The sequence below is a fragment of the Plantactinospora mayteni genome (assembly GCF_016862935.1).
GTDB lineage: Bacteria > Actinomycetota > Actinomycetes > Mycobacteriales > Micromonosporaceae > Plantactinospora > Plantactinospora mayteni.
The window spans coordinates 1-14226 of record NZ_BONX01000012.1 but is presented as its reverse complement, the minus strand read 5'-3'; the positions used below and the strand labels follow the sequence as shown (position 1 = coordinate 14226).

Here is a 14226-nt window from a genome sequence, read left to right as displayed (position 1 = left end):
ACCTCCGGCGACCACCGGGACGGCGACGCCGACGACGAGGCCGCCGCGCCGGAGGCGGTCCTCGACGCCGCCCGGGACGTACTGCGCGGGGTGGTGGCCTCCGCCGACGAGCCGATCGCCGGTGGCCGGCACAAGGTCTTCGGCAACGCGGCCGTCGCCGTCGTACCGACCACCTCCACCATCGCCTCGCACCTGCCCCGGGCGGTCGGGATCGGCTTCGCCATCGAACGGCTGCGCCGGCTCGGTGACGGTCGGGGCCGGCCGACCGGTCGACGGGCGGCCGGCGGTGCGGCCCGGCAGCGCGGCGAGGCCGACTCCGCCTGGCCGAGCGACGCGATCGTGGTCTGCTCGTTCGGCGACGCCTCGGTGAACCACGCCACCGCGGTCGCCGCGTTCAACACCGCCGGCTGGTGCGACCACACCGGACTGCGCATCCCGGTGCTCTTCGTCTGCGAGGACAACGGGCTCGGCATCAGCGTGAAGTCGCCGGACGGCTGGGTGGCGCAGACGCTGCGGGCCAAGCCGGGGATCCGGTACTTCTCGGCGGACGGCTGCGACCTGGCCGAGACGTACGACGTGGCGGTCGAGGCGGCGGCCTGGGTACGCCGGCACCGCCGACCCGCCGTACTGCACCTGTCGACGGTACGGCTGATGGGGCACGCCGGTGCGGACGCCGAGATCGGCTACCGGAGCGCCGCCGAGATCGCCCGGGACGTGGCCCGGGACCCGGTGGTGGCCACCGCCCGGCTGCTCGCCGAGGCCGGTCTGGCCACGCCGGAGGAGCTGATCGCCCGCTACGACGAGGTCGGCTGGCAGGTACGCAAGGTCGCCGAGGAGGTGCTCGGCGAGCGCAAGCTGGAGAGCGCGGCGGACATCGTGGCGCCGCTGGCGCCGAGGCGCCCGGTCCGGGTCGCCCGGGCGGTCACCGACGCCGCCGGCCGGGCCGCCGGGCCGGCCGCCGCCGCCCGCAGCACCGCCTTCGACGGCAGGTTGCCGGAGCAGGCCGGCCCGCTCACCCTGGCCCAGACCATCAACGCCGCGCTCGCCGACGGGCTGCTCGACTATCCGAGCATGACCGTCTTCGGTGAGGACGTGGCGGCCAAGGGCGGGGTGTACGGGGTCACCAAGGGCCTGCGGGAGCGGTTCGGCGCTCCCCGGGTCTTCGACACGCTGCTGGACGAGACCTCGATCCTCGGGCTCGGCCTCGGCGCCGGGCTCAGCGGGATGCTGCCGGTGCCCGAGATCCAGTACCTGGCGTACCTGCACAACGCCGAGGACCAGATCCGGGGCGAGGCGGCCACGATGCAGTACTTCTCCCGGGGCGCGTACCGCAATCCGATGGTGGCCCGGATCGCCGGGCTGGCGTACCAGGACGGGTTCGGCGGGCACTTCCACAACGACAACTCGCTGGCCGTACTCCGGGATGTTCCGGGGCTGGTGCTCGCGGTGCCGGCCCGGGCCGACGACGCCGCCCCGATGCTGCGCTCGTGCCTGGCCAGCGCGGCGGTCGACGGCAGCGTCTGCGTCTTCCTGGAGCCGATCGCGCTCTACCACACCCGCGACCTGCACGCCGAGGGCGACGGGGAGTGGCTCGCCCCCTACCTCGGCCCGGGCGGCTGGACGGCCAGCCACGTGCCGATCGGCCGCGGCCGGGTGTACGGCGTCGGCTCGGCGGAGGACGTCACGATCATCACGTTCGGTAATGGTGTTCGCATGTCGCTGCGAGCCGCCGCGAAGCTGGCCGAGGAGGATGTCGGCGTCCGGGTGCTGGACCTGCGCTGGCTGGCCCCGCTGCCGGTGGCGGACATCATCCGGGAGGCCCAGGCGACCGGCCGGGTGCTGGTCGTGGACGAGACACGCCGGTCGGGCGGGGTCGGCGAGGGTGTGGTGGCGGCGCTGGTCGATGCCGGTTTTGTCGGTTCTGCCCGTAGGGTAGCTTCTATCGATACCTTTGTCCCGTTGGGTCCGGCCGCCCGTCACGTACTGGTCTCCGAAGAGGCCATTACCCAGGGTGCCCGAACGCTGCTGGCACGGTAAATTCCCTTCGACTCGGTGCGCCACTTGCGCGCGACGGGACAACTGTGTGGACTTTGCGTCATCGGCGTCGCACGGATGCCGCTGGCAGTGGAGATGAGGAGGCACGTGACAGTGAGCGCGACCGCTGGTCAGGCCGCCGACGGCGTACGGAGTCTGGCGGACCGGTTCGGCATCGAGCCGGGGATGGTCGTCATGGAGATGGGCTACGACGACGACGTCGACCAGGATCTCCGGGACGCCCTGACCGATCGCTGCGGAGAGCTGGTAGACGAGGACACCGACGAGGTCGTGGACTCGGTGCTGCTCTGGTACCGGGACGGCGACGGTGACCTGTTCGAGATGCTCGTCGAGACGCTCAGCCCGCTGGCTGACAACGGCGTGGTGTGGCTCTTGACGCCCAAGGCCGGGCGGGAGGGCCACGTCGAGCCGAGCGAGATCAGTGAGACGGCGGTCACCGCCGGCCTCCAGCAGACCTCGACCGTCAACGCCGGCAAGGACTGGAGCGGCGCGCGACTCGTCCTCCGCCGAGGTGCCAAGGCGAAGAAGTAGCCCGGACCGCGACACGGGTGCCGTCCCGCCCCGGACGGTGCTCGTGGCGAGACCCGCCCCCGGACCGGCGGCCCGACCCGGCAGCACCGCGACGGTGCTCCCGGTGGGCACCCGTACCGGAACGTACCGGCCGATCCTGCGTGGTCAGCCGGTCGGTGCACCACGACCAGGGAGGACCGCATGCCGATCGACGTCGGTGCCCAGGCGCCGGACTTCGTACTGAAGGATCAGAACAACCAACATGTGAGCCTCGCCGACCTGCGGGGTCGGCGGGCCGTGCTGCTCGTCTTCTATCCGCTCGCGTTCACCGGCACCTGTCAGGGTGAGCTGGCCGAACTGCGGGACAACCTGCACGAATACCAGAACGACGACGTGCAGGTGCTGACGGTCAGCGTCGACTCGGCGTACGCGCACAAGGTCTGGGCCGACCGGGAGGGTTACGAGTTCCCGCTGCTGGCCGACTTCTGGCCGCACGGCGCGGTGGCCCGGGCGTACGGCGTCTTCAACGACACCGCGGGGTTCGCCGACCGGGGCACCTTCGTGATCGACAAGGCCGGTACGGTGCGCTTCGCCGAGTGCAACGGGCCCGGTGAGCCGCGCGACCAGGCCGGCTGGCGCAAGGCCCTGGCCGCGGCACTGGCCTGAGCCGGTACGGGAGCCGACGGGGTCGCCGCCCCGCCGGACCCCGGATCGGCGAACTGGGTGGAGCGGGTACCGGGGCGGCAGGGTAAGCTTGCCGCCGCCGGTAGGCCGTCAGGCGCTCCGGGCGCGTAGCTCAGTGGGAGAGCACTCGCCTTACAAGCGAGGGGTCGCAGGTTCGAAACCTGCCGCGCCCACAATCCTCGTCCACCTCACCAGAGGTGTCACCGGCTGTCGATGCCCGGCTGCGGATCGTGGTCGGCCCCGACTCGGATTCCCGCTCGGATTCCGGTGAGCCGCCGGCCGCCGGCCCGAACCGAACCCGCCGGCCCGAACCGAAGCGCCAGCCCGAGGTGAACCCGTGGCTCGAACCAAACCCCACCGGCTCGAACCGAACCTGCCGGGGTCGAACCGGTCGAGCCAGGAAACCGCAGGTCCTCCCCCTGTGCGTGGCACTGGCCACCGGGGCCGCCGCTACCCGCCGATATAGGTTTCCTTTAAATGTGGCCTAAGCTTCGCTCTCCTCGGGCATCTGAGATTGACTCATAAGCGCGTCCGGCAATAGCGTCCTGGCCGATAACTCCATTGCCACTCTGGCGCCGCTTTCTGGGAGGTTGAGTACGTGGCCACGGCCCGATCTGCGGTAAAGGCAATGCGCCGGACGGCTGCTCTGCTGGCTGGCCTGGTAGTCGGGCTGCTCGTGCTGCCCGTGGCGGCGATCGCCGCACCGGCCGGGCCGACCCAGCTCGGCGCCGCCGACATGGCCCTGCTCAGCGGCGTACGGCTGGCGGGGCTCTGGGAGATGCCGGCCGGGCAGATGGCGGCCGAGAAGGGGGCCAGCCAGCGGGTCCGGGAGATCGGCGCCGAGATCGCCAAGCAGCACGTGGAGCTGGACCAGCTCACCGTCGAGGCGGCGAACAAGCTCGGTGTCCAGTTGCCGGCCGAGGCGACCGCCCAGCAGAAGGGCTGGGTCACCGAGATGACGAACGCGTCCGGTGCGCGCTTCGACCGGATCTTCGTGGACCGGCTTCGGGCGGCGCACGGCGCGATCTTCCCGGTCATCGGGGCGGTCCGGGCCGGCACCCGGAACGAGACCGTACGCACGCTCGCCGAGCAGGCGAACGGCTTCGTGCAGACCCACATGACCCTGTTGGAGAGCACCGGCCTGGTCCGGTACGCCGAACTGCCCCCGGTGGTGGTGCCCGCCCCACAGGACCAGTCGCTGGCCGCCAACGCCAAGGCGAACGCGGAGTTCGGCACCGGCCTGAACACCACGATCATCTGGGCTGTACTGCTCGGTGCGCTGGCGCTGGGCGGCATCGCCACGGTCCGGGTGTTCCGGGGCAAGTAGCCGGCTGCTGCCCAGGAAGGGCTGCTGCTCAGCAGGGGCCGCTGCTTGGCAGGAGCCCGCTACTCAGGAGGGGCTGCTGCTCGGGACGGGGCCGGAAACGGCCGGGCGGTCTCAGGACGGGGCCGGCCCGCGCCACCGGTACAGCCAGGGCGGCCCCTCCCCGAGTACCGCCTCCAGTTCGTAGATCTCGGCCCGGGCGAGTCCGTCGTCGATCAGGTGGTGGTGGGTGAGCGGTGGACGGCCGTGCACGTCGAGGTCGACGATCACGGCGCCGCCGTCACCCGCGCCACCGACCAGCGGGATTTCCGTGGTGACCTCCATGTGGTCATCCTCGCCGCCGGAGCCGCCCCGGCGCAGCGGATCGGCGTACCCGGCCGGTCACCGCCACTGGTAGTGCAGATCGACCACCCGCACCCCGACGCTGACCCGGGCCAGTACGGCGGTCAGCAGTGCCTGCCGCTGGTCGGGCGGCACGTCCCGGGCCACCGCCCCGTACGCCGCCGTGACGTGCGCCCAGACGGCCTGCTCGGCCTGCTCGGCCGGTATCCAGGGGCGGGGGCACTGCCGCCGGGGGCACCCGTAGTAGCGGCGCCCGCTCGACGAGAAGGACGGGATCAGCAGTTCGTCGCAGGGCCCGCAGCGGAGCAGCCCGCGCAGCAGGTAGCGCCCTGGCGTCGCCCGCTTCACGATAGGGAAGTCCACGGTCACCGCCTCGCTTCGTGATGCCGACGCATCCATGCCTATCGTCATCCTGTCCGTTAGTACGGCTGTCGGGGCAGAACTGTTCGATTCGTGACTGGGGTAAGGCCGAAAATCGCCAGGAGCCTGCGGACCCGGGCCGGGGGGACAGGTGGCCCCCGTCCGGGCCGTCACGGATATTCGCTCCGCCGGGGCGGCCGAGCGGAAACTCCCGGTGCGGTGCGGTGCGGTGCGGTGCGGTGCGGTGCGGTGCGGCCATGACCCTGCGGTACGGCATCGAGCGGTAGCCGGACACAGGCGAGGGTCGGGCGGCGGTGCCGGGCGGGGTGCTAGAAAGGGAGCCGCCCGTCGACCCACGGCCGAGAAGGGAGCTGTGCGTGCTGGTCCTCCACGCTGTGTGGCTGGCCGGTGGACGGCTCGCCCTGTGGGGGGAGGATTCCACGCTGCCCGCCCGGCCGCCGCGCCGGCCCGGCCGTCCGCCCCGGCACCGGCCGCACCCGTTCGCGGCGGGACACTCCGTGCTGGCGGGTGCGCTCGGCGAACTCGCCGCGAAGGCGACCACCGGCAGCGCGCTGCTCGCCCTGCCCACCCGGGCCGGCGCACCGGTCGACTCGGCGGAGCTGGTCCGGACCGAGCCGCTCCAGCAGGTCGAGCCGGCCGACTTGGTCGAGCGGGACCGCGACCCGGTCGAGCAGGTCGAGCCGGACCGCGACCCGGTCGGCCTCGCGTCGTGGCGGGTGCCGGTTCTGGAGTACGACGCCGACCACGCGCTCCCAGTGCTGCTCGCCTTCGGCGAGGGCGAGCAGCTCGGCGGTCGGGAGCGACCCGCCCGGCGAAGGTCACCCGCCGGCCGGGGCACCGACCGGCAGCGGCCTGCCGACCCGGAGCCGCCCGCCGAGCGGGACCCCGACGGATCGGGCCCGCCGGTCCGGGGTGCGGCGCTGCGGCACCTCGCCGGGCTGGCCGAGTTCGCGGTGGAACTGGTCCGCCGGGGTAGGACCCTGCCCGGCCTCTCCGCACCGACCACCCACGGCGATGCCGCCACCGGCTCCGGTGACACCTCGGCCGGCCCCACCGCTCCGGCCGGCCCCACCGCTCCGGCCGGCCCCACCGCTCCGGCCGGCCCCACGGCTCCGGCCGGTTCCAGCGTTCCGGCCGGCTCCCGCAGCCCACGCGGCTCCGCCCGCCGGCCGGCCGGGTCCGTCTCGGCCAGCCCGTCGGCGACGGCCTTCTCCGCCGGCTCGACTGGCCCGGGCGGCTCGGCCCGCGCGGTGTGGCGCCCGCTGCTCACCGGGTCCGATGCCGGCTGGGCCCGCGCGTTGACCATGGCGCTGCCGCCAGCGGCCCGCGCCGCGCTCGACCCGCCCGCAGCCGGGGCCGCCGCATTGGCCCAAACCGGCGGCTCGGCCACCACTCGGCCGAGCGACACCAGTGGTTCGGTCACCACCCGGCCGACCGAAACCGGCGGTTCGGTCACCACCCGACCGACCGCCACCATTCGACCGGACGGCGTCGCCGGAGTGGGAGCGGTCCGCCCGGGTGACGCTTCCGGAGTGAACGGCTCGGCGGCGGCCACCGTCGCGGATGCCCTGGACGCGCTCACCGACGCCGCCGCCCGGACGGCTCTGGAGGGCGTACGGCTGATCGGGGCGGGTCGGGCCGGCGCCGCCGACGCCGCCGTACGGGGCTGGCTGCGGGCGCTGACCGGGCGGCAGCGGGACTTCACCGCGGCACCGGAGGCACTGGCCGGACTGGACCGCGAACTGCGCGCCTGGCAGCGGGATGCCGCCGGCAGCCCGGTACGCGCCTGCTTCCGGCTCGTCGAGCCACCCGCACCGCTCGAGATCGACATGACGCCGCCCGAGATCGACGTGACGCCGGTCGAGAACGACATGACGACGGGCGAGGCGGCGGGGCTGGTTGAGGTGGACGGGCTGGCCGGGGTGGAGCAGCGCTGGCGGGTGGAGTTCGCGCTCCAGGCGGCCGACGAGCCGAGCCTGGTGGTCGGGGCGGACCGGATCTGGGCGGCCCGGGGTGACCTGCGGGCGCTGGCCCGGCACCTGGCCGCCCCGCAGGAGACCCTGCTGACCGAGCTGGGCCGGGCGAGCCGGCTCTGGCCGGAGCTGGACGACGCGCTTCGGACAGCCGCGCCGGAGGCGTTGGAGCTGGACACCGAGGGAGCACACCGGTTCCTCCGGGACGGTGCGCCGGTACTGCACGCCGCCGGGTTCGGCGTGCTGCTCCCCTCGTGGTGGCAGCGGCCGGGTGCCCGGCTCGGGGCCCGGTTGCAGGCCAAGACGCGTACCGCGCCGGGGGCGGTGGCCTCGCGCAGCGCGCTGGGAATGGATGCGCTGGTCGACTACGAGTGGGAGCTGGCGCTCGGCGACCAGCCGCTCTCCGCCGCCGAGCTGCGGGCGCTGGCCAAGCTGAAGACACCGCTGGTCCGGCTCCGCGGTCAGTGGGTGGAGCTGGACGCGAAGCGGCTCGCCGCCGGGCTCAAGCTGCTCCGGGCGGGTGGCGAGCTGACCGTGGGCGACCTGCTCCGGCTGGGACTGGCCGCACAGGACGATCCGGAGGCGCTGCCGGTGCTCGGGGTGAGCGCCGACGGCCCGCTCGGGGACCTGCTCGCCGGCCAGGCCGAGCGGCACCTCACGCCCCGGGAGGCGCCGGAGTCGTTCCGGGGCACGCTGCGGCCGTACCAGCAGCGCGGGCTGGCCTGGCTGGCGTTTCTCCAGTCGCTCGGTCTCGGCGGCATCCTCGCCGACGACATGGGGCTGGGCAAGACCATCATGATGCTCGCACTGCTCGCCGGTGACCCGCCGGAGGCCGGTCCGACCCTGCTGGTCTGCCCGATGTCGCTGGTCGGCAACTGGCAGCGCGAGGCGGCCCGGTTCGCGCCCGAGCTGCGGGTACACGTACACCATGGTGCGGAACGGCCGCGCGGGGCGAAGTTCGCCGCGGCGGTCCGGGACGCGGACCTGGTGCTCACCACCTATTCGCTGGCGGCCCGGGACGCCGCCGCGCTGGCCGAGGTGGACTGGCACCGGATCGTGGTGGACGAGGCACAGTCGATCAAGAACGCCGCGACCCGGCAGGCCGCCGCGGTCCGGTCGCTGCCCGCCCGGCACCGGGTGGCGGTCACCGGTACGCCGGTGGAGAACCGCCTCGCCGACCTCTGGTCGATCATGGAGTTCGCCAATCCCGGCCTGCTCGGCACCGCGACCGCCTTCAAGAAGCGGTACGCCGAGCCGGTCGAGCGGCACGGCGACGACGAGGCGGCGGCCCGGTTGCGCCGGATCACCGGCCCGTTCGTGCTGCGCCGGGTGAAGACCGACCGGTCGATCATCACCGACCTGCCGGAGAAGCTGGAGATGGAGGTGCTCTGCAACCTCACCCGGGAGCAGGCGTCCCTCTACCAGGCGGTGGTCGACGACATGATGGCCAGGATCGAGTCCAGCGACGGCATCGAGCGGCGCGGGCTGGTGCTGGCCACCATGACCCGGCTCAAACAGGTCTGCAACCACCCCGCCCAGGTACTCCGGGACGGCTCCGCGCTGCCCGGCCGCTCCGGCAAGCTGGCCCGGCTGGAGGAGATCCTCGACGAGGTACTGGCGGCCGGCGAGAAGGCGCTGATCTTCAGCCAGTACGCCGAGTTCGGCGGGATGCTCCGGGCCCACCTCGCCGCCCGGTTCGGCCGCGAGGTGCTCTACCTGCACGGCGGCGTCGGCAAGGCGGAGCGGGACGAGATGGTGGCCCGGTTCCAGGGCTCCGCCGGGGACGGCTCGGCCGGCCCGGCGCTCTTCGTCCTCTCCCTGAAGGCCGGCGGGACCGGGCTGACCCTGACCGCCGCCAACCACGTCGTCCACGTCGACCGGTGGTGGAATCCGGCGGTCGAGGACCAGGCCACCGACCGGGCGTTTCGGATCGGTCAACGCCGCGCCGTGCAGGTACGCAAGTTCGTCTGCGCCGGCACCGTGGAGGAGAAGGTGGCCGCGATGATCGCCGAGAAGCGGGGACTGGCCGCGCGGATCGTCGGCAGCGGCGAGCAGTGGCTCACCGAGCTGTCCACCTCGGAACTGCGCCAACTCTTCGCCCTGGAGAGCGGGGCGGTGGTCGAGTGACCGACTTCGCCGAGTACGGCCGGCCGCGCAAGGTCGACGGTGGACTGCGGGCGCGTACCGCCCGGGGGGCGATCGGGCGATCCTGGTGGTCCCGCCGCTTCCTCGACGTACTCGAGTCGTTCGCGCTCGGCACCCGGCTCACCCGTGGCCGCTCGTACGCCCGGGCCGGGCAGGTGGTCTCGCTCGACGTGGCACCGGGCGAGGTGACCGCCGTGGTCCAGGGTTCCCGGCCGGAGCCGTACCAGGTGTCGATCCGGTTCCGGCCGTTGGCCGAGCGGGTCTGGACCCGGCTGGAGACGCTGCTCGCCGCGCAGGCACTGTTCAGTGCGCGGCTGCTGGCCGGCGACGTACCGCCGGAGTTGGAGGCGGTCTTCGCCGAGGCGGGCGCGCCGCTCTTCCCGGCCGGCGTCGACCAGCTCAGGCAGCGCTGCGACTGCCCCGACTTCGCCGTGCCGTGCAAGCACCTCGCCGCGACCTTCTATCTGCTCGCCGAGGCGTTCGACGCGGATCCGTTCCAACTGCTGCACTGGCGGGGGCGGGACCGCGACCGGTTACTGGCCCGGCTGCGGGCGCTGCGCGGTGCCGACCCCGGCGGCGGGGAGGCCGAGCGGGACACCCGTCCGGGGCGTACCCGTCGGTCGGGCGGCCGGCGTCGGGCGCGTACCGGTGCGTCCGACGCCGATGACGCCGAGCTGCCGACGCCGGTCCGTCCGGGCGCGGTCGACCCGCCGCCGGTCGGTGCCGGGCTGGCCCTCGCCGACCTGGCCGCCGAGCCGCTGGCCGGGATGCTCGACCGGTTCTGGGTCGCCCCGGTGCCGCTGCCGGCCCGCGCGCCCACCCTGGCGACCGAACCGGAGCTGGTACTGCGCCAGCTCGGTCCACCTGGTGCGGCGATCGGCGGGCCCGGCCTGGCCGAGCGGCTCCGCCGCGCCTACACCCGGTTCGGCGACCGCGACCCGGACTGACCGACCCGCACACCGCACCGACCCGACTCCGGGCAAGCCGTCCCGACTCCGGGCGCAAGGTTGACCCGACTCTGGGCAAGCCGTCCCGACTCCGGGCAAGGCTGGCCCGACTCCGGGCAGACCCGTCTGGCTCCGGGCAAGCCGGAACGACTCCGGGCAAGGCTGGCCTGATCACGCGACCCAGCGCTCACCCCGGCCGGCGGCGCCCCGCTGTGGCGGGGTCACCGGTTCCGCCGGGCCTGCCACATCAACAGCGTGGCCGCGACCAGGACCGCCGGGGCGATCGCGACGGCCAGCCAGCCGCCGAGTACGACCAGGGCCGGCACGGTGGCCCAGAGTACGAAGGTCAACACGAGTATCAGCCGAGCGCGGCGCAGTTTGCCCCGGTCGCCCAGCCGGGCGACGAATTCGGGGTCGGTCAAACGGAGCTGGTGCGTGATCTCGTCAAATCGGCGCTGATCCTCTTTGCTGAGCATGGCGTGGGCCCTTTCCTCAGGCGTCAACCAGTCCGGCGCCGGAATACCCGGTCCGAGGCGGCTCTCACGCTGCTGGTGCCCCTGCTACCGGCCCTGCACCCGGCCGCCGCGTGTCGCCACGGCCCGCCGGTGCGGGGCCTGCCCGGGCTGGCCCCGACCGAACCGCCCGGACCGGAGCCGGCGGACCCGGACGGGGCGGAAGACGCCCCGGCGGGCGAATCCGGTCGATCAGGGACCGGCCGGCGACGACTGCCCGCGAAACCCGCGAACGGGTCGGTCGGGCCGGGACCCGACGCCCCGGACCCAGCAGGCGGCGGGCCCAGACGCCCCGGACGCGGCAGGCGGCGGGACCCGTCGCCCCGGACTCAGCAGCGGCGGGCCCCGGCGGCCCGGACTCGTCGTCGGCCAGGCCCGACGGGCTCCTGGCCTCACCCGACGGACTCCTGACCTCAGTAGCCTCGACGTGGGGCGGGCAGGTGTGCCGGGAAGAGCGGCTCGGGCAGGGCCGGCGCGACCGCCTCCAACGCCTCGACCAGCAACTCCTGGATGCCGTACGGGTCGGCCAGGCGCCAGCGGGTCTCCTCCGGGGACACCACCCAGCGCACCGTACCCTCCGGCAACCGGGTCGGTGGGGCCGGAATCCACGAGCCGGAGCCGTGCCGGACCACGTAGAGGCTGTGCTCCAGTTCGGGCCGGAGTGGCTCGCCGGGGCGTACCAGGAACATCCACCGGCCGCCCGGTGTGGCGGCGACCGGCCCGCGGACCTGGCCGGCGACGGTGCCGAACAGCCGGGGCCGGGCCTGCTCCAGCGCGAACCGGCCCAGGTAGGCGGGTACCTCCAGGACGTCGAAGGCGCGGCCGGTGGCCAGCAGGATCGAGTGCGGGCGGAGCCGCCACCAGGTGGCGACCCGGGCCGGGTCGGCGGTGGCGCACTGCTCCCACTGCTCCAGCGCCGGATGGCAGCCGGTGGTCGGGCAGCCGGCCCGGCCACAGACGAAGCGGTGCCGGGCCAGGCACGCCCCAGGGGTGACCTGCCAACCGTGCCCGGCGTAGCGGACCGCGATCCGGCGCAGTCGAACCCGGTCGAGCTGGGCGAAACGGACCGAACGTGGACGGACTTTCTCCCACATTTTCTGCGAACCCCCTACTTTTGTCGATCTCGGCCAGTAATGCAGGTCGAAGCCCGTCACTGGCGTCTGACGCGGTCGTTTGTCCGGGCAGACAGCCGCAAGTTGCATCGAAAGTTACGAGCGGCCGTCTCCGGAGTGACGTACATGCTGTGCGACCAGCACAGACGTGAGTCGCACCCCGTTTTCGCACCGGCGCGGGCCCCCTGACCGGACCGCCGACGCAGAAAGGAGGGCCGGACGTGGACGAACTGCCGATCGGGCGTCGCGTCGCCTACTGGCGCGGTCGCCGCAAAATGTCGCAGCAAGTCTTCGCCGATCGGCTCGGAAAGTCGAAGAGCTGGGTGGACAAGGTCGAACGAGGCGTACGCCGACTGGACAAGTTCTCGGTGCTGTACGAGATCGCCGACGTACTCCAACTCGACGCCCAGCTATTGCTCGGCAAGGCGCCGGAACGCCGTGCCGACGGGCTCACCTGCATCGACGAGGTGGAGGTCGACGAGATCCGCTCCGCCCTGGAGCGGTACGACTCGATGAGCTCGTTCTTCGCCGCCACCCCTCAGCCGCCCTCGCTGGCCGAGATGACCAAGTCGGTGAACCACGCCTGGCTGACATACCAGTACGCCCGGTACGGCGTGCTGACCCGGGCGCTGCCGAAGCTGCTCCGGGACGCCCAGGCGCTGGACAGCGTGGCCGGCGGTGACGACGACGGCAAGGCCGCCCACCTGCTCGGGCAGGTCTACCAGATCGCCTCGTCGGCACTGCGCAAACTCGGCGAGTACGAGCTGGCCTGGCTCGCCGCCGACCGGTCGATGGCGGTCTCCCAGCGGGCCGACGACCCGCTGCTGGCCGGGGTGGCCACCTACCGGGTCGGCAATGCCCTGCTGGCGCTCGGCCGGGCCCGGCCGGCGCTGGAGGTGAACGTGAGCGTCGCCAACCGGCTCGCGCCGGGCGGCGGCAATGACGCCGGGCCGGACCGGCTCTCCGTCTACGGGATGCTGCTGTTGCAGGGGGCGATGGCGGCGGCCCGGATGGGCGACAACAACACGGTCAAGGACCTGGTCAACGAGGCCGAGGGGGCGGCCGACCGGCTGGGTGGCGACCAGAACCTCTACTGGACCAGCTTCGGCCCGACCAACCTGGAACTGCACCGCGCGGCGGCAGCGGTCGAACTGGGCGAGGGCGGTAACGCGGTGCACACCCACGAGCGGCGGATCATGCGCCGGGACGGGTTCGACGCGCTGCTGCCGGAGCGGCGGGCGCACCACATGCTGGACCTGGCCCGCGGGTTCGCCCAGATCGGCGACCTGGACCGGGCGGGCGAGGCGCTGGTCGACGGCGACCGGCTGGCCCCGTCCGAGATCCGGTGCCGGCCGATCGCGCACGAGGTGATGTCGAACGTGCTGCGTCGCACACGGGGTGCGCCGCCGGCGCCGATTGCGGAGTTGGCTGAACACATGGGAGTAGGAATCTGATGGCCGTGCTGTGCGGGATCGTCCGGTGACGGAGTCGACCGGGTCACGGGTGCTGTACGTGCTCGCCTGCGGCTCGCCGCCGGCTCGGCACGTCGGTCGGCTGGTGACCTGTGCGCAGCGGGACGGCTGGGACGTGTGCGTGGTGCTGACTCCGGACGGTACGAAGTTCGTCGACGTACCGGCGCTGAGCAGGCAGACGGGGCATCCGGTGCGGTCGGCATACAAGCACCCCGGTGATCCGGACGTGCTGCCCGACGCGGGCGCGATGATCGTCGCTCCGGCGACGGTGAACACGATCAACAAGTGGGCCGCCGGGATAGCCGACACCCTCGCCCTCGGTCTGCTGGTCGAAGGACTCGGCAAGGGGCTGCCGATCGTGGCGATGCCGTTCACCAACGCCGCGATGGCGGCCCACCCGGCCTTCCTGACCAGCATCGCCCGGCTGCGGGACTGGGACGTCACGGTGCTCTTCGGCGACCACGTCATGCCACTGCACCAGCCGGGCACCGGGGAACGGTATCTGGAGAGGTTTCCCTGGGAGATGACGGTGACCGCGCTGCGGGCCAGACTCTCGGTCAGCGGCCAGCTCGGCTGACCCCGGCACGGCGGGCCCGGGAGCCATCCGCTCCCGGGCTCCTCCGGCTCGGCTGTCGTGCGGCCCGGCTGTCGTGCGGCCTGGCCCGTCATGCGGCCCGGCTGTCGTGGGGTCCGGCTGTCGTGGGGTCCGGCTGTCGCGCGGCTTGGCTGTCGTGCGGCTTGGCTGTCGTGCGGTCCGGAGCTGTCCGCG

10 protein-coding genes, 1 tRNA gene and 3 pseudogenes are annotated in these 14226 nt (G+C 73.3%); 10 read left to right on the top strand and 4 right to left on the bottom strand.

What is annotated here, in order from left to right; genetic code table 11:
* Window positions 1-63: 63 nt before the first annotated feature.
* The 5 genes and pseudogenes from Pma05_RS11130 to Pma05_RS11110 form a co-directional block, all read left to right on the top strand.
* Window positions 64-2037 (top strand): annotated as a pseudogene (locus Pma05_RS11130) (transketolase C-terminal domain-containing protein); the annotation flags it as partial.
* A gap of 111 nt (window positions 2038-2148) precedes the next feature.
* Window positions 2149-2586, top strand: a complete 438-nt coding sequence (locus Pma05_RS11125) for a DUF3052 domain-containing protein (RefSeq protein WP_203857279.1) — start codon at window positions 2149-2151, stop codon at window positions 2584-2586.
* 180 nt (window positions 2587-2766) lie between these two features.
* A complete protein-coding gene (locus Pma05_RS11120) occupies window positions 2767-3231 on the top strand; it encodes a peroxiredoxin (RefSeq protein WP_203857278.1) in 465 nt (154 codons plus the stop codon).
* 119 nt (window positions 3232-3350) lie between these two features.
* Window positions 3351-3422 (top strand) — tRNA-Val (locus Pma05_RS11115).
* 455 nt (window positions 3423-3877) lie between these two features.
* A complete protein-coding gene (locus Pma05_RS11110) occupies window positions 3878-4576 on the top strand; it encodes a DUF4142 domain-containing protein (RefSeq protein ID WP_203857277.1) in 699 nt (232 codons plus the stop codon).
* A gap of 111 nt (window positions 4577-4687) precedes the next feature.
* On the opposite strand, the gene Pma05_RS11105 is transcribed toward Pma05_RS11110, so the two are convergent.
* Together Pma05_RS11105 and Pma05_RS11100 are read right to left on the bottom strand one after the other, a co-directional pair.
* Window positions 4688-4897: a DUF8847 domain-containing protein gene (locus tag Pma05_RS11105; RefSeq protein ID WP_203857276.1), complete on the bottom strand. Its 210-nt coding sequence runs from the start codon at window positions 4895-4897 to the stop codon at window positions 4688-4690.
* Between the two features lie 57 nt (window positions 4898-4954).
* The gene (locus Pma05_RS11100) at window positions 4955-5278 is read right to left on the bottom strand and encodes a recombinase zinc ribbon domain-containing protein (protein ID WP_203857275.1); all 324 of its coding nucleotides are present in this window, start codon (window positions 5276-5278) and stop codon (window positions 4955-4957) included.
* A 374-nt stretch (window positions 5279-5652) separates the two neighbouring features.
* On the opposite strand from Pma05_RS11100, the pseudogene Pma05_RS44310 reads away from it, so the two are divergent.
* The 3 genes and pseudogenes from Pma05_RS44310 to Pma05_RS11090 form a co-directional block, all read left to right on the top strand.
* Window positions 5653-6075 (top strand): annotated as a pseudogene (locus Pma05_RS44310) (hypothetical protein); the annotation flags it as partial.
* 777 nt (window positions 6076-6852) lie between these two features.
* Window positions 6853-9396: pseudogene (locus Pma05_RS11095) on the top strand (DEAD/DEAH box helicase); the annotation flags it as partial.
* Window positions 9393-10361, top strand: coding sequence for an SWIM zinc finger family protein (locus tag Pma05_RS11090; RefSeq protein ID WP_203857274.1), 969 nt, complete (start codon window positions 9393-9395; stop codon window positions 10359-10361). The pseudogene Pma05_RS11095 and the gene Pma05_RS11090, both read left to right, overlap by 4 nt.
* Window positions 10362-10582: 221 nt before the next feature.
* Here the strand turns inward: Pma05_RS11090 and Pma05_RS11085 are convergent, their stop codons facing one another.
* A complete protein-coding gene (locus tag Pma05_RS11085) occupies window positions 10583-10837 on the bottom strand; it encodes a DUF3040 domain-containing protein (protein ID WP_203857273.1) in 255 nt (84 codons plus the stop codon).
* Between the two features lie 449 nt (window positions 10838-11286).
* Window positions 11287-11967, bottom strand: a complete 681-nt coding sequence (locus tag Pma05_RS11080; RefSeq protein ID WP_203857272.1) for a bifunctional DNA primase/polymerase — start codon at window positions 11965-11967, stop codon at window positions 11287-11289.
* A 239-nt stretch (window positions 11968-12206) separates the two neighbouring features.
* Here Pma05_RS11080 and Pma05_RS11075 point away from each other — a divergent pair, with 239 nt between their 5' ends.
* Window positions 12207-13439 carry a helix-turn-helix domain-containing protein gene (locus Pma05_RS11075; RefSeq protein WP_203857271.1) on the top strand — a complete coding sequence of 411 codons (1233 nt, stop codon included), beginning with the start codon at window positions 12207-12209 and terminating at the stop codon, window positions 13437-13439.
* Between the two features lie 25 nt (window positions 13440-13464).
* A complete protein-coding gene (locus tag Pma05_RS11070; RefSeq protein ID WP_239312176.1) occupies window positions 13465-14034 on the top strand; it encodes a flavoprotein in 570 nt (189 codons plus the stop codon).
* Window positions 14035-14226 lie beyond the last annotated feature (192 nt).

Coding starts and splice junctions, on each gene's coding strand:
- Pma05_RS11120 (WP_203857278.1), top strand. CDS start 2,767: ATGCCGATCGACGTCGGTGCCCAGGCGCCGGACTTCGTACTGAAGGAT.
- Pma05_RS11110 (WP_203857277.1), top strand. CDS start 3,878: ATGCGCCGGACGGCTGCTCTGCTGGCTGGCCTGGTAGTCGGGCTGCTC.
- Pma05_RS11105 (WP_203857276.1), bottom strand. CDS start 4,897: ATGGAGGTCACCACGGAAATCCCGCTGGTCGGTGGCGCGGGTGACGGC.
- Pma05_RS11085 (WP_203857273.1), bottom strand. CDS start 10,837: ATGCTCAGCAAAGAGGATCAGCGCCGATTTGACGAGATCACGCACCAG.
- Pma05_RS11080 (WP_203857272.1), bottom strand. CDS start 11,967: ATGTGGGAGAAAGTCCGTCCACGTTCGGTCCGTTTCGCCCAGCTCGAC.